The sequence below is a fragment of the Paenibacillus cellulositrophicus genome (assembly GCF_009363095.1).
GTDB lineage: Bacteria > Bacillota > Bacilli > Paenibacillales > Paenibacillaceae > Paenibacillus_AQ > Paenibacillus_AQ favisporus.
Window position 1 is genome coordinate 688,519 of the sequence record NZ_CP045296.1, and the last position, 20,349, is coordinate 708,867.

Genomic DNA, 20,349 nt, shown 5'->3' on the forward strand with positions numbered 1-20,349 from the left:
CCTGCCGCTGTCCCATACCAAGTATAAAGCGAGGTGATCAACGTCCCAAAGGCGGGCTCTTTAATGATGCAGGTCTGATTTTCCTTATAGTGTCTGTGACGTTTTCCCAATTTGATGAGGAGGGAACAAGATGCTGAAAAAAGGATTATACGGAATCATCATGGTCAGTCTTTTGATTGCTTTATTTCCTGTCAAACAGGTGAGTGCGGCTCCGAACTGGAAGCTGGTGTGGAGCGATGAATTTGACGGAACCGCGCTGAACCGTTCCAATTGGACTCCGGAGATCGGCACGGGCAGCGGCGGATGGGGAAACAACGAGCTTCAATACTATACGGACCGGTCGCAGAACTTGCAGGTTACCGGAGGAAATCTGGTGATTACGGCAAGAAAAGAATCATACGGCGGAATGAACTACACTTCGGCACGTATCAAAACGCAAAACCTGAAATCCTTTACCTATGGCAAAATAGAGGCTAGGATCAAGCTGCCTTCCGGACAAGGGCTGTGGCCGGCGTTCTGGATGCTGGGCAGCAACATCAGCACGGTGGGATGGCCGTACAGCGGGGAAATGGACATCATGGAGAGGGTTAATAACAACCCTTATGTTAACGGCACCGTTCACTGGGATGCGGGAGGGCATGCGGAATACGGAAGAGTGTCGGGCAACCTCGATTTTTCCCAATACCATGTGTACAGCGTCGAATGGGATTCGAAGTATATCCGCTGGTTCGTTGACGGACAGCAGTTCAATGAATTTTATATTGAGAATGGCACCGGAAATACCGAGGAATTTCAGCGGCCGTTCTTCCTGCTCTTGAACTTGGCGGTCGGCGGCAACTGGCCGGGGGCTCCGAACGATTCGACGCCGTTTCCTGCTCAAATGCTCGTGGACTACGTCCGTGTATATCAGGACAATGGCCAGTCCAGCGCAATCAGCAACGGAGTTTATACTTTGGCCTCCAAGGCGAGCGGAAAAGTAATGGATGTCGTTGACGTGTCCATGGCCAGCGGAGCCAAAATCCAGCAGTGGACGAATTATACCGCCACCAACCAGCAATTCCGGATCGAAAGCACGGGTGACGGTTATTACAAGCTTACTGCCGTGCACAGCGGGAAAGTATTGGACGTGCCGAATTCGTCAACGGCAGCCGGTGTCCAGCTGCAGCAGTGGGATGATAACGGGACAAACGCGCAGCGGTGGAGCATTGTCGACGTAGGCGGAGGGTATTATAAGCTGGTTTCCAAAGTAAACGGACTCGTCGTTGACGTGTCCGGTTCATCCACGGCGGATGGCGCGGCCGTCCAGCAGTGGACGGATAACGGAACGGACGCCCAGAAATGGGCTTTGACCAAAATCAACTAAGGCACAAACAAGCAGTCCACATATGGGCTGCTTGTTTGTGTATATGCGACTGAAGCGGAACACATGCTAAAGTCTTGGCAATCGATGAGAAATTTCGGTGGATGGGCGTGCTATAATTTGGATGCGTTGTATCGCGATTTTACCGATAAACAGATCACGGTCGGTGAAATCGTTGAGCTTCCTACCGGCAGGGTGTATAACTTTGCAGATAATGAAGCGAATTACTTTGCGGTCATGGAAAAAAAATAACGGCCGCTCACGGGCGGAAGAAGGGGCGATGGTAACGATCCGTCGCTCTTTTCGCAAGAAGGGAGTATGACACGCAATCCCTGAACAAAGGAGGATTTCAGATGTTCAATCCATTTGAGGTAGCTGAGCTTATGGTCCAGCACATATCAACGAATTATCCGGACGACGTCTCTCTGATCGGTTATTATGGATCACGCGCTCAAGGAACGGCGACGGAGCGTTCCGATCTCGATTTTTTCTTTATACCGGCGAACGCGGAAGGTTTCCGTCATAGTTTGCAGTTTGTAGTGAACGGGATCAGCTTTGATTTTTGGCCGATCAGCTGGGAACGTGCGGAGAGAATCGCCGCTTTCGAAGAACTGAATGTATCGATCATCGCGGACTGCAAGCTTCTGTATGTACGTTCCGAAGAAGATCGTGAGCGGTTTCTCCGGCTTCGCAGCAAAATTGCTGACCAAGCCCGGGCACGCTTGGAATGGCTCCATAAAGCCGAATCGAGGCTGAAGGAAGCTTATATACACCTTTACAACTTAAGCAAATTGAGCTCTATGGATGATCTGGTTTCTTTTCGCTATGAAGCCCAAGAGATCCTGATCTTAAACCTTGAGAGCCTTTCATTAATTAATCATACATACTACACCAAAGGCTGGGGCAAAAACGGGGAGCAAATTCGAAACTTCCCTATAAAACCGGACACATTGGAGCAGACGATGGAGACGATTCTGTCCTCCTGTTCGGGATTTCAAATCCGGGAAGCCTGCGAACGATTGACCAAGGATACGCTTCGTCTCATTTTGCAGCAGAAAGAGAAAGACGTCAGCGGTCCAGATTATCCTGGCCGGATGAAGGGCTTCTATGAAGAAGTGAAAGGGATTATGGATAAGGTGGTGAGCGCTTGTGAATCAAGCGACTACCATACAGCCTATTTCTGGGCGGTCGGCGTGCAGAAAGAAGTGTCCCGTTTTCTCTATTTCTCCGAGAAAGGGTATTGGCCGTCGCCTTTGTGCGCCGGGGAGGAAGAGTTAACCTTGTATATGGAACTTGGCTTTCCAGATTTAATCGGATTACTGAATCAGGGGGATTTCAGCCCCCTGAAAGAGGCGGTTGAACAGCTTGATTCGCAGCTGGAGCAGCATCTTCAGAGCCGCGGAGTACAAATCAACCGGTTTCGGAACGCCGAAGAATTCAGCGATTTCCTGCTGACGCTGCGTTGATCGCCAAGGCTGGATGCATCATGTCCATATCCCGCTGTGATTCCAATTCGTATGACTGGAAATGATGATAGCATAGAGGACAGCTGCTGCTGCTGAGAGTCTCCTTCTCATGGTGTCGATTCGTAAATAAGTGTAGGGAGGTTTGTCAGTTTAAGGCGGCGAAGAATACATAAGGCAAGTCTTGCAGCAAGTTAATATGAAGATCATACAATGAGTCATAACAAGCCAAGGGGAGAATGGAAGACATGATGGAACAGCTGAAAGCTTGGGCTAAACAATTAAAAAGGCAGGTATTTGTACTCTATTACGCCTATCGGGACAAACGTTCGCCATGGTATGCAAAGCTGTTTTCCATGTGCGTCGTTGCCTATGCATTCAGCCCCATAGATTTAATACCGGACTTCATACCCGTCATTGGCTATGCGGACGATTTGGTTTTGATTCCGCTGGGAGTGTTGGCTGCTATAAAAATGATGCCTGGTGAGGTCATTGAGGATGCCAAAAAGAAAGCGGATGCTCGCATGAACCAAGGGAAACCGGTGAATTGGGCTGCAGGTGTCATGATTATTTTATTATGGGCTGCTGTACTGGCAGCGGTATTGACTTACCTGTACAACCGTTTGAAATAACCCGCTGATTCACCGCAGGGCATTTCGGCAGGATTCGGATTGCCCGCCCAATCGGCTGCTTAAACCATGGCCGTTCCCCCGTGTTTATGAATCCTGCAGCTTCTCACGATACTCGGATGGTGTACAGTTGTACACCTTGCGGAACTGGCGGGCGTAATAGTTCTGGTCCCGAAAGCCGCTTTCGAGCGCCACCTGGGAAATGGACAGGTTTGGATGGCGAAGCAGCGTGCAGGAATAGTCCAGACGCTTGCGTATGACGTAATCCATCGGTGTTGTGTGATAGTTGCTCGTAAAGACGCGCTGAAACTGGCGGGTGGACAGGTAGGCTTTGTCGGCCATCGCTTGCAGGGTGATCGGCTGGAGAAAATGCTCTTCAATGTAAGTGACGGCTTCACCGATCCGCAGCGCCTTGTTATCATCAGCTCCGCTGCCGATTTGATAGTAACGGGAGAGCAGGCCTACCAGAGCGGTAAAGTAAGAGCGAATCATCAGACGATAGCCCTGCGGCTGCAGCTCATACTCGGTTAAAATCAGGTCAAGCAGCTTTGTCGCTTCCTGCAATTGCGCTTCGTCCAGCGTAAGCATGCCCTTGAAATTCATTTCCTTGCGGTAAAACGGTTCGATGTAGAAGAGCGCTTGAAAGCCCGGAAGCAGCCTAAGCTCGGACAGCTGCAGAAGCTGCTCGGGCTGGAACATGACGTTGATGTATTCAATCCCGTCGACGTTTTTGTAGCCGTGGGATACGCCGCTGTGAATCAAGAATACCTGGCCGGCTGTAACGGGGTATTCCCTCCCTTCAATGATATGAACGGCGCTGCCCTGCAAAATGACGACGAGTTCGGAAAAATCGTGGCTATGTACAAAATATTCGTGCGTTAGCGGACATTTCTGGATGCGGAACGTAAATCCCGGCTCGAGCCCGATGTCCGTGGCAAACAGTCTGGTTATCATGTCCATATTATGCTAAACAATGTCGGCATCGTCAAGGCGAAGAGCGTGGTCCCGCGATACCATTAAGATTACGGGCCGACGCATGGCAGATCGATATGTCATCGGCTTAGAGAATGTCAATGGGGAGGTACCTATGGATTTATGGTGGAATGAAGGGACGAATCAACCCGCGAATCCGGTTATTCTTTTTCTGGGGGACAGCATTACGGCCAGCGGTCATTATATCCGGTATACCGAAGCTTGGCTCCGTCAGCACCGGCCGACGATGGAGATGAAGCTGGTTCCATGCGGTGTGCCCAGCGAAACTGTATCGGGTCTCAGTGAGGCGGCACACCCGTTTCCGCGCCCTTGCGTGCACGATCGGCTCCGAAACGCGTTGGATACGGTATCGCCCGGGATCGTGGCCGCCTGTTACGGGATGAACGACGGTGTTTACCATCCTTACTCCGAGGATCGTTTTGCTGCCTTTAAAGAGGGGATGTATCGTCTAGCCGAACGCAGCCGAGAGGCAGGAGCAAAGGTGGTGCTCATGACGCCGCCGCCGTTTGACCCACCCTCCATGAACGCCGAACTTCTGCCCGAATGCGCGCCGGATTTCAGTTATCTCACACCATTCCGGGAGTATGACCGCGTCCTCGAACAATATTCCGCATGGCTTCTGTCTGCGGGTGATGTGGCCGACCAGATCATTGACTTACGCAGACCGCTGCTGGACCATCTAAAGGAACAAAGGGCACTGGATCCTGCTTATCGTTCGGGGGACGGTATTCATCCAAACCGTGCCGGGCACTGGGTTATGGCGCGTACGCTTCTCAAAGAATTGTTCGGCGCGGCACCCGGTGTTATTCCCGATGTGGATGCGATTTCGAGATCGCTTGCTGAAGAAACGGATTGACACCTAAAAATCAACCGGATTATAGTTAGGTCACTCCAACAATTGGGAGGGAGAGAGGTACGATGAACTTGCTGCAAATGCTGCGAACGCGGAAATATTTACAGCGGATCTTGCTCAGCTTTATGCTCGTAGTCGCCACACTGGCGGTGGCCTCCCTATTTATGAACGCCTTCGCACGCGACAAAGTGCTCAGCCTTCAGAACGAAGCCGACCGCAAGCTGCTGACCCAAATCAACTATAACATCGAAAACATGAACGGCATCGTCAAGGATCTGGCGGTATCCATGTACAACGACGAAGAGCTGATCGCACTCAAATCCGGAGCGGATTACAAGCAGAGCATTCTGAAGATCGAGCGGCTGAATCAGACCGTAGCGGCGTCTCCGTATCTCCACGCTGCTGTCTTTTACAACGGGGCGCAGCACCGGTTTTTCTCATCGCTCAACCATGATATGGACAACAGGCTGCTGTATCAAAGGCTCGGGGATTATATGTCGTCCCGAAGCGACCTGCCGAAGCTCCAGTTGATTCCGATGGATCTGGACGGCGGAAATGAAGGGATCGATGTGTTCGCCTTCTTCATTTATGACGGACCGTCCTTAGGTTCCGTAAATGATAATGTCCTGATTTTGACCGTCAAGCCGGGATGGATGCTGGATAACGTGAAAGCGCTTAATCGTGTCGCGGAGCGGGAGAACGACATGCTGTTCGTGACTGACAGTGACGGGCGCATGCTGATCTCCAACGACCGGTCGCTGCCGGAGGGGCTGAGCGTCAAAAAGGATTTGCTTCCGCGAATCCAATTTACCGGGAGTACGCTTGACTCTTTTATCTATAAGCACGGTTCGCATAAATACAAGGTGACGTATTTGAGCAAAGGACTGAACAACTGGCAAATCGTCAGCCTCCAAAATTATAACGACGTGCTCGGCAGCGTCCGGCAGATGAAATGGACCGAGATGGCCGTGACGCTGTCCGTTGCAGTCCTGGCTGTGCTGCTTTCGGTGTTTTTTTCGCTTCGGCTGTATAAACCGGTTGGGCAGCTCCTGACGCTCGTTCCGCCGCAGCGGCGCGATGCTCCCCCTGCGAAGGATGAGCTGTCGGTCATTGCCGCCAATGTTACGGAAATGATCGGAAAGCTGAAAGGGCTCGAGCAGGAGAGGGCATCCCAGTGGAACATCGCCAAGGTCTATCACCTGCGCAGCCTGATCGGTCTCAGCGAAGGCGTACACGAACTGGAGTTTCGGCGAATCAGAGATCAGTACGGACTCGATATCGCCTATCCATCGCGGCTCCGGCTGGCTCTGGTCCAAATTGACGACATACAGAGCCTTGCCCGCGGCCAGGGATCGCAAGCAGAATCGCTGCTGTATTTCGCCATAGCCAATATTGGCCAGGAACTGCTACACAAACATGGATCCTGCGAAGCCGCAGATATGAAAAGCGGGCATCTCGTCTTTATCGTCGGCGGCGAATCCAGGGATCTAGCCATGCTTGCCGACCGCTTTCGGGAGCTTCAGCACACCATACTTCAATATTATCGGGTAACCTTCACGGTAACGCTCAGCGACCCGTTTGAAGACTACCGCGAAATCACGGCGCATTATAACCTGGCTGTCCGCCACGCCAATTACCGCATGGTTTTTGGCAAAGGTGCGGTGCTAGAGCCGGAACGGGTCCGAAGCTGCGAGGCAAACGATACGTTCCGCATTCCGCAGGATTTGGAGCGGCGCCTGACGGAAGGATTAAAGAGCGGCGATCTGGAAGAGACGGAGCAGGCGATCCGGAGCTGGAGAGAGCTGATCGGCGGATTCAGCTTCGAGAATATGTACTCTGCGCTGCTGCATCTGGCAGTGACGCTCAGCAATACGCTGGGAGAGATGAACCATCATAATTTGAACCCGGTATCGGTCAACGTTCAGGCCATCAACCGGCGCATTCTCGAGAAAGAAACGTTGGATGAAATCGAAACGGTGCTGCTCGAGGTCGTCCGCGAGGTATTCGAACAGCGGCGGAACGGGCGTGAAGACAAAAACAGGCTGCTTGCCGATACCGTGAAAGAAATAATCGACAAGCATTTTGCCGATCCGGATCTCAACGTGCAGCGGATCGCCGACATGCTGAAGATGAGCTCGGTCTACATCGGGCAGGTGTTCAAGGCACAGGAAGGAACGACGGTCGTCGATCAGATTAATGCCACCCGCCTGGCCCGTGCCCGAACGTATTTGGAGCAGCAGGAGCTGACCGTTGTGGAAATTATGGAAAAGGTCGGCTTCGGCAACGAAAGCTATTTTTACCGCTTGTTCAAACGCCGATACGGAACCACACCCAAGGAGTACCGCCTGAAATCAGCCATAGAGAGAAGCATATGAACCTGATGAAGACCCGCACGGGAGTACCATTTCCCTGGCGGGTCTTTTGCGTGCTCAAGAGCGGGCTGCAGGCCTGTAAATACAGGAATCCGGCATCTATACAGCCCGCAAGTACAGTGATCCTGCAATTGTACAGTACGCAGCAGTAAGGGTTTTACGTTATCGTTAGACGTGCAAAGCCTGACACCAGGCAGAGCGCAAAGGAGGAAAGGGGCTTACGATATGTTGAATAAGGTTTCTCTGGCGGGTGACGCAGAAAACAGACGGGTGGCGCCAGAACCCGGACAAACCGGATTGCTACCCTCGCCGGACGTGCCGCCAAAGCAGCGCAAGCAAACATCTGTCATCCGGAGGGAGCTGCGCCATTTCCGTAACAACCGGGAGCTGTTCCTGCTCTCATTGCCGGGAATATTGTATAAGCTGATATTCGCCTATATTCCGATGGTGGGGCTCATCATCGCCTTCAAAAATTATCGGTACGATCTGGGCATCTTCGGCAGCAAATGGGTGGGACTCGATAATTTCCGGTATTTGTTTTCTACGGATACGGCTTGGCGGATTACGCGCAACACGGTGCTGTACAATGCCGCCTACATCTTGGTGACCACCGTGGCTGCACTGCTGCTTGCGATCCTGATGAACGAAATCAAACAGAAATGGAGCAAGTTCTATCAGACTGCCTTGTTCCTGCCGCATTTCCTGTCCTGGGTCCTGGTCGGTTACGTCGCGTATGCTTTTTTGAACCATGCGGACGGGTTGATCAACCGGACGCTGCAAGCGTTTGGGATGGATCCGGTCAGCTGGTATCAGAACGCGGCGCCGTGGCCGGTCATTCTCATTCTGGTTCATTTATGGAAGGCCGTCGGTTTCAATACGCTCATCTATTTCGCGGGAATTTTGGGGATCAACGGAGAATATTACGAAGCGGCGCGGATCGACGGGGCGACCAAATGGCAGATGGCCCGCAAGATTACCATTCCGCTGCTGTCGCCGCTGGTCATCATTCTGCTGATTTTGTCCATCGGCAACATGTTCCGCGGCGATTTCGGTCTGCACTACTTCATTCCGAACAACTCAGGTTTCCTGTATGGATCCACCGATATTATCGATACTTACGTGTACCGCGCGCTGCGGGAAATCGGGAACGTGAGCATGTCGGCGGCAACGGGCTTTTACCAATCGGTTGTCGGCTTCGTACTGGTTCTGCTGGCTAACGGCATTGTGCGCAAAATCAATCCCGACCATTCTTTATGGTAAGGAGGTGACGTAAAGGTGACAAAAACATTGGAGCTGTCGAAAGTATTGATCAACCTGCTGTTTATCATCCTGTCCGTCTTGGTCGTGCTGCCGTTTCTGCTCGTCATCGCCGTATCGCTAACGGATGAGAAGGCATTGTCCCGGGACGGCTATCAATTCATCCCCAAATCGTTCAGTCTGGAGGCGTACCGCTATCTGCTGGATGCCCCGGACGTGATGATCCAGGCATACGGGGTTACGATCACCGTCACGGTGATCGGATCGCTCGTCGGCCTGCTGCTGACCGCGATGACCGCTTACGTCATTTCCCGGCCGGATTACCGCTACAACCGGATGACGACCTTTTACGTATTTTTCACGATGCTGTTCAGCGGGGGACTCGTTCCTTCCTATATTCTAATGACCCAGTACCTGCACCTCAAAGACAGCCTGCTCGCACTCATTTTGCCGGTGCTGCTGTCGCCGTTCAACATCATGGTCATGAAAGGATTCATGTCTAAGATACCGCTTGAGATCATCGAATCGGCGAAAATGGATGGGGCGAGGGAATTCCGAATTTTCTTCCGCATCATTCTCCCTTTGTCCACGCCGGCATTGGCTACGCTGGGCCTGCTGATTTCGTTCTCCTATTGGAACGACTGGTTTAACGCGATGCTGTACATCGACGATCCGGGTAAGGTGCCGCTGCAGCTGCTGCTGGTCCGGACGCTGAACAGCATTGAGTTTCTCACGACGAATACCGAGTTTGCGACGCAGCTGGGCATCGACCTGGCGAGCTTCCCGAACAATTCCGCCCGGATGGCGATCGCCGTGCTTGCCGGCGGACCGATGCTGATCATCTTCCCGTTCTTCCAGCGGTTTTTCGTGAAAGGGCTTACGGTTGGCTCCCTCAAGGGTTAACATACACGCAAGCGATTATAAAAACAGGAGGTCACACAGATGAAGAAAAAGTGGTTTGGCGTGCTGGCGTTTATCCTGCTGGCAGCGACCGTCCTTGCCGGATGCGGCGGTGGAAAAAGCGCGGACGGCGGCGGAGAATCGGCCGGATCAACGGATGTGAAGAACGAGAGCGGATTGAAACCCGTCGAGCTGACCTGGTATTATCCGCTGTCCCAGCTCCAGCCCGATCAGCAGAAGGTGCAGGACGAAGTCAACAAAATCGTCAAAGAAAAAATCAACGCTACCGTCAAGCTGATGCCGGTCTCTATCGGCGACTACGTGCAAAAAATGAACACCGTGCTTGCAGCAGGCGAGAAGTTCGACATTCTCTGGACCGGCTACATGCTGAAGCCGGAGGAGCTGGTACGTAAAGGAGCCATACAGCCGCTTGACGATCTACTGAATCAATACGCGCCGGAGCTGAAATCCGATGTGCCGCAGGTGATGTGGGACGGCCTGTCCGTCGACGACAAGATTTACGGCATCCCCAACCAGCAGATCAACGGTTCCCGCTATGGATTTATCGTGCTGAAGGAGCTTGCCGACAAGTATAAACTGGACACCACGAAGATTAAAAAGATTGAGGATATTGAACCGTTCCTGAAGCAGATCAAGGACAACGAACCGGATATGATCCCGTTCGGTATTTTCGGCACCGATTTCATCAATCCACAGGTGCATGACGACAAATATTGGATCGTACCGGGGCTTGATGACCACTTCTACATCAAGAAGGATGACCCGACCTATACGCTTCAACGTTATCCGGAAGAAGAGCTGAACAATTTCCGCCTGGCCAGCAAATGGTACAAGGAAGGTTACATTTACAAGGATGCGGCGACCGTGAAATCGGGTGACTTCAAAGGCAAGATCGCGGTGGATTACCATATCGTCCTGAAACCGGGCGTCGAAGCTGAAGTCAAAGCGAGAAACGGCGGACACGACGTGGTCATCATCCCGCTCAGCAACTGGTTCTCCAACGGTTATTCGGCGACCACCAACCAATCGATCAGCCGCACTTCGCCGAATCCGGACCGGGCAATGATGCTGCTGAATCTCGTGAACACCGACAAGGAGCTGTACAATCTGCTCTGCAACGGCCTGGAAGGCGTTCATTACGAGAAGCAGTCCGGCGAATACATTAGCGCACTCCCGGATTCCCGATATAAACCGAATATGGACTGGGTGTTCGGCAGCGTATTCAATTCTTATCTGAAGGAAGGCCAGCCGGAGAACGTCTGGGAGGAAACGAAGAAGATCAACGAAACAGCCGAAATCAATCCGGTCGGGGCGTTCAAATTCAATTCGGAGCCCGTCAGCACCGAGATCGCCAACCTGAACGCGGTATGGGGCGAATACAAACGCGGACTTGTGACCGGGACGCTTGATTTTGACGAAACTTGGCCGGTGCTCTACGGCAAGCTAAAGGAAGCGGGCGAGGATAAGTATGTGGAGGAGGTGAAGAAGCAGTTTGAACAATTCCTGAAAGACAAGGGGTTGAAAAAGTAAGAAGAATATTGAAAAGCAGAGAAGCGCAAGCGGCGCACGGATAACGGGGAGAAACCTGCTGTCATGGGCGGCTTCAATGGAAGCATACAACGGGACCGGAGCCGGCCCTAATCCATGCTGAAAGGAAAGAGAAGCCATGGCAAAAAAACGGTTGCTCGCGGTTCTCGCGGCCATCGTGCTGATCACGTTCACCCCGTCTCCGCCGCCAGCTGCAGCGGATGAAGCCGTCGCCAAACCAACGGGAAAATCGCTATATGTAGCCACCAATGGCAGCGACACAAATAATGGATCCAAGAACCACCCGTTTAAAACGCTGGAGAAGGCAAGGGATGCCATCCGGAAGCTGAAAGCGAAAGATGGCCTGCCCGCCGGCGGCGTGACGGTGTATCTGCGTGAAGGGCGGTACGAACGATCAGGCAGCTTTGATTTGAACGAGCAGGACTCCGGCGAAGCCGGGAAGCCGATTAAGTATACGGCTTATCCAGGCGAAAAGGTGATCTTGTCCGGATCGAAACGCATTGAAAGATCCGCCTTTACACCGGTCACCGATCAAGCGATTCTTAACCGGATCATCAGTCCCGAGGCGAGACAAAAAGTGCTGGTGGCCGACTTGGCAGGCCAGGGGATTACCGATTACGGCGAGCAAAGCCGCCACGGCTACTATCTTGCCAACGATCTGAGCAAAGTTCCGCCGATGGAGCTGTACATCAACGGGCAGGGAATGACCTTGGCGAGATGGCCGAACCAAGGGACGGTACAGATGGATGAAATCATCGATCCAGGTCCGACGCGGAAAGATCCGAACGGGGAGGTACATACGCGCGGAGGAACCTTTTCCTATTCGTATGACCGGCCTCAGTACTGGACCCAGGCGGACGATATTTGGCTGGACGGTATATTCGGCTACAGCTGGGAATGGTCCTACAACAAAATCGCCTCCATTGACACAGCCGCCAAAACCATCACCCTCCGCTACGGAGAGATGAGCGGCCTGCTCAAAAACTGGTATCCGGATTTTCATTTTGCGCAAAACCTGCTGGAAGAAATCGATATGCCGGGCGAATATTACATCGACCGCCAGGCGGGAAAGCTGTACTTTTTTCCGAACGCCGAATTTACAGCGGCGAATCCGACGATCGAGGTTACGATGCTGAAAACGCCGATGATCAATGCGCTGAACGCTTCGTACATCGACTTTTCCGAGCTGGTCATGGAAGATGGACGCGACTCGGCAGCGGTTATTATGGGCGGCAGCCACGTGCGTATTCTGAACAGCGAAATCCGCAACTTCACGAACAGCGGCGTGCTGGTCAATACGCAAAGCCGGTTCTACTACAATGATTTTCAGGGCGTGCCGGGAACGGATCATGCCATCGTTAGCACGCATATCCACCATATCGGCGGGACCGCGGTCACGCTGACGGGCGGCGACAAAACGACCCTGCAGCCGGGAAACAATGTCGTTGAAAATTCGCACATTCATGATTTTGCTTATTACCATAAAGCTTACAATCCGGGCGTTCTTCTCTCCGGGGTCGGCAACCGTATGGCGCATAACGAGCTGCATGACGCGCCTCATCCCGGCGTGCTGATCTTCGGCAACGACCATGTCGTAGAGTACAACAACATTTACGATGTGTGCAAAACCTTCTCGGATCTCGGGGCTATATACATGAACGCGGGCGAAACACCGCAGCAGCGGGGTACCGTCATCCGCAGAAATTATTTTCACAATATTGGGGAAAGCAAGGCCGGCGTGGAGGGCGTCTATCCCGACAACTTCACTATGGGGCTTCAGATCGACGAAAACATTTTCTACAAAATGGGCAACTCGGCGATCAAGAACAACGGCGGCGCACATATTTTGTCCCGGAACAATATTTTCGTAGACAGTAAAGTTCCGTATGATTACGCGGACATCTACCTTGGGGATCAGCCGGACAATCAAATCCCGAAAAACTACATGCCAAAATGGCAGGCGCTGTTCGCCGCCAACAACGATTTTGTAGGCACGCCTTATTTGACCAAATATCCAGAGCTGGCCACCTTCTTTACAGAAAACCGTTATTATCCCGATACGAACACGTTCCAGGGCAATGTCATCTACAACCCGACCATTCCACGCAGCACGACGACCAATGCCAACGGAGCGTATGACAAATTCGGGCTGGTTCAGTATGCCAATAACTTCGTTACGACGGAGGATCCGGGCTTTGTGGATCTGGCGAACGGAGATTTGTCCCTGCGGCAGGATGCGGCTGTATTCAGCGCCATACCCGGCTTTCCCAACATCCCGTTTGGAGAAATCGGCATTAACGGCAGAGCCGGCACCAGCACAGGTCAGGACAGTCATCCTGTCCAGGGGGTTGCCGTGTACAACGACGATGTGACGGTTGACCGCTGGAAAACGGTCAAACTGCAAACCGCGGTTCTGCCGTGGAACGCAGATCATCCGGCACTGTCTTTCACATCCGCCGATCCGGAAATCGCCACGGTCGATAACGCCGGCATTATTACCGGACAGTCTGTCGGCCAAACCGAGATCACTGTAGCATCTGTGGAAATTCCGCAGCTGACAGCATCAGTGAAAGTAACTGTTGAAGCCGGCGACGGCATTATGGACTACACCGATTTCGAATCCGGTGCAAATGGATGGCCGGTGGATGCTAACCGGAGCATCGTTAAAGTGGATGAAAACCGCTGGTACAAGTTACTTAACGGCGCATCCGCGCTGAGCAGCAAAAAGTTCTCCGATTATGAGCTGACCTTCAAGCTGAAGACGCCAGCGACCATCGGCGAAAACGCCACGCTGTATATTTTCGACCGCCAGGCGGGTAGCGGTTCTAGCCGTATCGGATATAAAACCCGGGCGGACGGAACATCGTCATGGCTGCTGTATAACTCAGCGTGGTCCGTGCTGAAGGAAGTCAAGATGCCTGAGCATGATTTGAAGCCGGGCACGGAATATGCCTTCAGAATGCTCGTCAAGGACGGCGACATCAGTGTGTACGTGAACGGCGGGTTCCGGCTGAAAGGCACCGATCCGGGCCATAACGCAGAGGGTCAAGTCGGGTTCTACGTTAACAACGTCAGCGACATGATGTTCGATGACATCCAGTTCAAGGCGCTGACTACCGATCTGGCTGGCATGATCCCGGCGGATAACCAGATTCGGCTGGCTGCCGGAGAGAGCAAGCAGCTCCAGCTGACATTTGATCCCGCGGATACGCCGGATACGGCTGTGACCTGGCAATCCGCGAATCCTGCGGTGGCCGAAGTGAACGACATGGGTGTCGTGAGCGCCGTGTACGAAGGCGAAACGGTCATCACGGCCGTATCCAAGGTAAACCCGCTGATCAAGGCGGACATCGCGGTCAACGTCTCGAACGTCATGCATGAGACCGATTTTGAAACCGGAGGAAACGGCTGGCCTGTCGATCCCAATCGCAGCATTGCAGCCGATCCGGACGGGAACCGCCGCTATAAAATCTTAAACGGCGCCACCGGCCTGCTCGACCGAAACTTCTTGTCCTACCAGCTTGAATTCAAGCTGAAAACGCCTGCGGTTATGCCAAATGACGGCGTGCTGTACATTTTTGACCGCCAGGACGCCACTGCATCGACGCGAATCGGCTACAAAACAAGAGCCGACGGCACGTCGGCATGGATGCTGTACGACACCGCCTGGCAGAAGATCAAGGAAGAGACGCTGCCCGCGCAAGACCTGCAGCCGGATACGGAATATGACGTCAAGGCGGTCGTCAAAGACGGCGACATCCAGCTCTATGTGAACGGGGAGTTGAAACTGTCCGGCACCGATCCGGGACATAAACCTTCCGGCAAAGTCGGTTTCTATGTGAGCGGATTCGATTACATGCTGTTCGACGACATTCGTTTCTCGGTAGTGCCTTAAAGCTTACTGGTGTTTAAGGGTTTCTTCGGCGCTCTCTCCCTGCATGGAGGGGGCGCTTTTACAATTCCAGGTCCGGTGCATGGCAAAACCAAAAACCACCTCAAGGAGGGACAACATGATTCGATGTTTATTTCGAGCCGTCTGGAACGGAGAAGGCAGTCCGCGCTCTTTTTTTCGAGTCCAGGAAAGAGAGCATTCGCTTGCCGATGCGATGGAGTGGCTTCAGGTCGCCAATCTAAGCCTGTTTGCCGATCAAGAACAGCTGTTTCTATATTATGAATGTATGGACACGCCGGTTCTCCCGGAAAGCTTGCTGGCTGAAACCGGAGAGCGGCTGGCTGAATGGCCGGGAGGCGCATCGGGAAGACGTTGGGTACCGATGACTGATATTTTTCATTACCAGCACCCTGTGTCGAATTCGCAGTGGACCCGTGTCCATAAGGAACGCACCCCTTACGGAAGAATCGCTCTGCTAAAACCGGAGCAAACGGCAAGCTATATATATTATCACTACCAATACCAGGAGGAAAAGCCGGGGGACGGCGATAAGTACGGCATGATCGGCATGCACGAGAACGTTTTGTTCTTCTATTCGGAGCTGCCGGAGACGATCACGCCCGTGCTCTATGAGGGCCGATTAAAAACGTCGTTGAAGCCTGAAAACTGGGCCGAGGTGATGGAGCCCCATTTTATGAAGTGGGAGGGGGCTCCTGACGGGCAGGACATTTGGCGCAAGCTGATGCTTGTGCTAGAAGTGCGCTGCCCGGCCGAAAGAAGGGGTGCACAACATGCGTAACTCGCTATGTCTGAACGGAGAGTGGGATTTCATGCCGCTGTACGATCAGCCCCAATCCCGCAAGCTACCGGAGAACATCGTATACGATCAGCACAAAGTTCAGGTCCCATCCAGCTGGAGGAGGACCTACAAGCAGGGCACCGGCCGGTCGTTCGGGTACATTCCCGAATACGGATATGTTCCGATGGACCTGTACGATTATCCGAAGGAATGGGACACCGCCGAGGCGGGTGTGCTGCACCGGAGCTTCCGGCTTCCGGACCACATGGCAGGCCAGCGGATTGTGCTGCGCCTGGACGGCATTATGCAGAAGGCCGTTATCTATTTGGACCGGGAGGAAATCGCCGTATGGGAAGACGGCTACCTGCCGCTCAGGCTGGATATTACGTCCCGGGTGCAGGCGGATCATGAGCACCACCTGCACGTCGTTTGCGGGAGCTTTGACCGCGTGACCCTTCCGTCCGGATCGCAAAAAGTGACCGGCCTTACCGGTTCCTGGTTCGGCACCGTTTGCCGCGGCATTTGGCAGGATGTTTACTTGGAGAGCTATCCGGAATTATCTCTGGAAGACGTCACTATCCGAACGTCTGTCCGGGATGGGAAACTGGAGGTGCATGCGATTGCCGGAGGAGCTTCCACCGAGATAGAGCACAATTCGCGAGAGATGGAGCAGAATACGGTTCAGGTCAGGCTTGTCGTACGGGAGCTTGGCGTGTTGAGCGGGAATGAGCATCATGTGGAGCATGCCCAAGCATCCGCGACTCATCCGGATCCAAACACGGTTCTTGCAGCGAGTGCAGCGGCCGTTCCTGTTGACGTTGCCGTTATTCAGCTGCCAAGGCTGTGCGAAAACGAGCGGGACGGGACGGCATACCGCGCCTCCTTCAATCTGGAATGGCCGGAAGCACACTGGTGGAGTCCGGATTCGCCGTTCCTCTATCGGGCGGAGCTTGAGCTGCTGGCGAATGAGCGGGTCATCGACCGCCGTCATATTACGTTCGGGTTCCGGGAGTTTTGGTGCGAAGGACCCCAGTTTGTCCTGAACGGCATTCCGATCAATCTGCGCGGAGATTCCTGGCATTTTCAAGGTGGGGTGCAGCAGGCGGAAGCCTACATCCGGAACTGGTACCGGATGTGCCGCTCCGTCGGCGTGAACAGCATCCGGCTGCATGCCGAGCCGTACCCTGAGGACTACGTGCGCATCGCCGATGAAGAAGGCATGCTCATCGTGAATGAAACCGCGATATACGGCTCGGGCAAATCGATGCAGGCCGACCATCCGGCTTACCTGGAAAACTGCCGGAACCATGTCCGCCGCCTTGTGCAGCGGGACAAAAACCATCCGTCCGTCATCCTGTGGAGCGTACAGAATGAGATGCGCTGGGTCGACGGGCGCGACGGTTTCAAAACGCATATTCCCGGCCTGATGGCTGCCATCCGCGAGCTGGATCCGACGCGGCCGATTCTTGCTGAAGGAGACAACCGTCTTCTGTCGAAAGAAGATACGGAGGTGGAGAGCCGCCATTACAATATCGACGGCACGATCAGCCAGTGGGACCGTGACGTTCCGCTGACGTTCGGCGAGCATGGCGGGTGGTGGTACATCTGCCCGCAGAACAGCAGTATGTATGTCGGACTGAGAGCCTACTGCGGGACAGATGAGAGCACGGCCGGACTTGCCGAGAAGGAGCGGCTGTTTGTGGAATACGCCCGTCGCCTGGGCGTATCCGGCATTTCGACTTTCAACTTTGCGCATTATTTCATGCGGGCTATGCCTGACCGCGACGTGATTTTACCGCCAACCGGTCCCGGTGAGCTTTGCCAGCCCGGCGTCAAGCCGAAGCGGATCCCCGCCTATTCACTGACCTTGAACAACGGTCTGCTGCCTGAAGAGTATCCGGCTTATTCACCAAATCCGGCCTTTGCCATCATGGCCAGAGCATTCAAGCCGGCCACCATCATCGCGGCCGAATACAACCGCTGTTTTTACGATGATGCGCCGGTTCACCGCAGCTTCGACGTGTACAATGATACGCTTGCCGCGCAGGACGTCCGGGTGGAATGCAAGATCAGGCAGGGAGGGAAGCTGGTTCACGAGCAAAGCTTTGACTTCCGCCAAGCTCCGGCTGAGCACCAAATCATCTCGCTGCAATGGACCCCGGAATCTGTGGATGCAGAAGAACGGGCTGAGCTGACCGCGCAACTGATGCATGACGGGCAGCTTATGGATGAGCTGCGTATCGAATACAGACTGGTTTCCGCCCGGCTGCGCAGCGGAGCGGTGGAAGTCGGCCGGGAAGCATTCTTTTGGGGTCCGTCCTGCGAATATGACATGATCTGCAGGATGATCCCTGAATGCGCAGCAATAGAGCGGGAAAGCTTGGCCAGACTGTCGGCCGACAGCCTACTCATCATCGGCACCTATGCCGAGGATGCGGACGGCGGGCTGGAGGCGCAGCTGAAGGCATTCGTGGAACGCGGCGGCCGTCTCATTCTGCTGGAGCAAAACCAGCTGTCGCTCGGGAAGCTGACGCTGTCACGGAGGCCTTTCATCCGTGCCCATGCTGGCAGCTACAGCCATCCGGTTCTGAAGGGAATCGGCGACGAGGATTTAATGTTCTGGCATGAGGAGCTGCGGGAAGAAGGACCGCTGCCGATCATCCATGCGGCCTTTGAAAAGCCGGTCACCGGCGACTTTACGCTGCTGCTCGAATGCGGTGCAGGCGATTTCGGAGACGGTGGAGACTTGTGGTCACCGCTGCTGGAATACCGCAGCGGCACAGGCATGTTTATCGCGAGCCAGCTCGATCTGATGGCGAACGTCGCGCGCGTTCCGCAAGCCTGCCTGCTGCTGCGGAACCTGATCGCCTACGCCGGGCGCGCCGATGACGCGGGCGCAGGCGAAACCGCCCGCACGGCCGCGCTGGTACGCGCCGGCGGAGCGGCCGCAGCTTTCCTCGACAAGCTGCGGCTGAACTACACGGCGCTTGGCGAAGCAGCGCCGCTTCTGGCGTCGGCGGGCGCAGCCGCCGCGCAAAGGGTGCCGGCGCAGGGCATCGCCCCAGCGCCGGACGCAGGCGGGCATGGCCGGCATGCCGCCATGCCGCCCGGGCAGGGCTTCGGCCTGCTGGTGGCCGAAGCCTGCCTGCTTGAGGCGCCGGGCGCGGCCGAGGCCGTCCGGCGCCACGCCGAAGCCGGCGGACGCGTGCTCGTCCTGCCGGCGGAAGCCCCGCAGCAGGCGGCGCTGGCACGCCTGCTGGACCGCCCCGTGCGGGTGGCTCCGCACGAGGCGTATCACTTGGCGGCGAGTGACGGCGCCGCCATGCGCGGCATCAGCCCGGTTGACCTGTTCGGCTACGACAAGGTATTCTTGTCGCCGCGCGACGTGGTCAACCGGGTGCTGGCCAGCCACAAGATTGAAGCACCCGGCACGGAGGTGCTGTGCCGCAGCGTCGAAGGCACCGCCTGGAAGGACTACTTCGTGAACGGCTACACGGCGGAGTACAGCCGTTTGGCGCTGGTGGAACTGAATCGCGCTAAGGCCGTTCCCGCAGGGGCATTCGTGATCAAAGCCAAGATTGGCGGGGGAAGCGTGGTATGCTCTCAGCTGCTGCCCGATCTCGGCAGCGACAAGGCGCTGCGCCTATATTCGCGCCTGCTCGCCAATCTCGGAGCTGCCTTCGATGACGGCTTGCTTACAAGCGAGAAGGGAGATGCACAGTGGGCCGTGGAAGCGGTGATGGCCCTGCCTTGTCCGCCGCATGTCGATTACGAAGCGATGAAAGCTTACCATACGGATCCCGAATTTTCGTTAAACAATTTGGGCGAAGGCTTGTACGGATGGATGCAGAAGAAGGAACGGCGCCTGGATGACGGCATGCTTCGCATAGCGGACGCTGGAGACACGCCATGGTTCTTCAGCTGTTTCATCCAGGTGCCAGGGAAGGAAAACGAGATTCGGCAGGGGAAGCTGCGGATCAACACCGAGGCGTGGTTCGAGATCTATATAAACGGGGAAAAGGTCTCGAGGCCTGAGCAGGAAATCATCCTGAAGGGCGGGCTGAACCGGCTCATCGCCATCGTTCGCAGGACAGCGGGAGACCTTCTTCTCGGCATGACCTTCCTGAATCGGGAAGGTACGTACATGAAGGATCTGGCGTTCCGCCTGACGCTGGACGAAGTCGAGCCGAAATAGGCAGGTACGCAGACGTGCTGCCGATCGGGCTGAACTACATTTTTTATAGGAAGGCTTCTTCCCGCAG

At 54.5% G+C, this 20,349-nt stretch carries 12 protein-coding genes and 1 pseudogene; 12 read left to right on the forward strand and 1 reads right to left on the reverse strand.

Going from position 1 to position 20,349, the window contains the following annotated elements; translation table 11 throughout:
• Positions 1-130: 130 nt before the first annotated feature.
• The 4 genes and pseudogenes from GCU45_RS32795 (at position 131) to GCU45_RS32810 (ending at position 3,455) form a co-directional block, all read left to right on the forward strand.
• A complete protein-coding gene (locus GCU45_RS32795) occupies positions 131-1,363 on the forward strand; it encodes an RICIN domain-containing protein (RefSeq protein WP_152404350.1) in 1,233 nt (410 codons plus the stop codon).
• 114 nt (positions 1,364-1,477) lie between these two features.
• Positions 1,478-1,612: pseudogene (locus GCU45_RS32800) on the forward strand (VOC family protein); the annotation flags it as partial.
• 101 nt (positions 1,613-1,713) lie between these two features.
• Entirely contained in the window at positions 1,714-2,826 is a 1,113-nt protein-coding gene (locus GCU45_RS32805) for a kanamycin nucleotidyltransferase C-terminal domain-containing protein (protein WP_152404353.1), read from the forward strand.
• 245 nt (positions 2,827-3,071) lie between these two features.
• Positions 3,072-3,455 (forward strand): YkvA family protein, encoded by a 384-nt coding sequence (locus GCU45_RS32810; protein ID WP_152404355.1) that lies wholly within the window; start codon positions 3,072-3,074, stop codon positions 3,453-3,455.
• A gap of 84 nt (positions 3,456-3,539) precedes the next feature.
• Here the strand turns inward: GCU45_RS32810 and GCU45_RS32815 are convergent, their stop codons facing one another.
• On the reverse strand, positions 3,540-4,406 hold the full coding sequence (locus GCU45_RS32815; RefSeq protein WP_167527311.1) for a helix-turn-helix domain-containing protein: 867 nt from the start codon (positions 4,404-4,406) through the stop codon (positions 3,540-3,542).
• 133 nt (positions 4,407-4,539) lie between these two features.
• On the opposite strand from GCU45_RS32815, the gene GCU45_RS32820 reads away from it, so the two are divergent.
• From GCU45_RS32820 to GCU45_RS32855, 8 genes are all read left to right on the forward strand, one after another.
• The gene (locus tag GCU45_RS32820; RefSeq protein ID WP_167527312.1) at positions 4,540-5,301 is read left to right on the forward strand and encodes an SGNH/GDSL hydrolase family protein; all 762 of its coding nucleotides are present in this window, start codon (positions 4,540-4,542) and stop codon (positions 5,299-5,301) included.
• Between the two features lie 62 nt (positions 5,302-5,363).
• Positions 5,364-7,673 carry a helix-turn-helix domain-containing protein gene (locus tag GCU45_RS32825; RefSeq protein WP_152404361.1) on the forward strand — a complete coding sequence of 770 codons (2,310 nt, stop codon included), beginning with the start codon at positions 5,364-5,366 and terminating at the stop codon, positions 7,671-7,673.
• Positions 7,674-7,895: 222 nt separating this feature from the next.
• The gene (locus GCU45_RS32830) at positions 7,896-8,930 is read left to right on the forward strand and encodes an ABC transporter permease (protein WP_152404363.1); all 1,035 of its coding nucleotides are present in this window, start codon (positions 7,896-7,898) and stop codon (positions 8,928-8,930) included.
• 15 nt (positions 8,931-8,945) lie between these two features.
• Positions 8,946-9,830 (forward strand): carbohydrate ABC transporter permease, encoded by an 885-nt coding sequence (locus tag GCU45_RS32835; RefSeq protein WP_089547239.1) that lies wholly within the window; start codon positions 8,946-8,948, stop codon positions 9,828-9,830.
• 39 nt (positions 9,831-9,869) lie between these two features.
• Complete coding sequence (locus tag GCU45_RS32840; protein WP_152404365.1) at positions 9,870-11,378, forward strand: ABC transporter substrate-binding protein; 1,509 nt, start codon at positions 9,870-9,872, stop codon at positions 11,376-11,378.
• 136 nt (positions 11,379-11,514) lie between these two features.
• Complete coding sequence (locus tag GCU45_RS32845) at positions 11,515-15,291, forward strand: Ig-like domain-containing protein (protein WP_152404367.1); 3,777 nt, start codon at positions 11,515-11,517, stop codon at positions 15,289-15,291.
• Positions 15,292-15,406: 115 nt separating this feature from the next.
• Positions 15,407-16,087 (forward strand): hypothetical protein, encoded by a 681-nt coding sequence (locus tag GCU45_RS32850; RefSeq protein ID WP_152404369.1) that lies wholly within the window; start codon positions 15,407-15,409, stop codon positions 16,085-16,087.
• Positions 16,080-20,282, forward strand: coding sequence for a glycoside hydrolase family 2 protein (locus tag GCU45_RS32855; protein ID WP_152404371.1), 4,203 nt, complete (start codon positions 16,080-16,082; stop codon positions 20,280-20,282). Before GCU45_RS32850 ends, GCU45_RS32855 begins: the two co-directional genes overlap by 8 nt.
• Positions 20,283-20,349 lie beyond the last annotated feature (67 nt).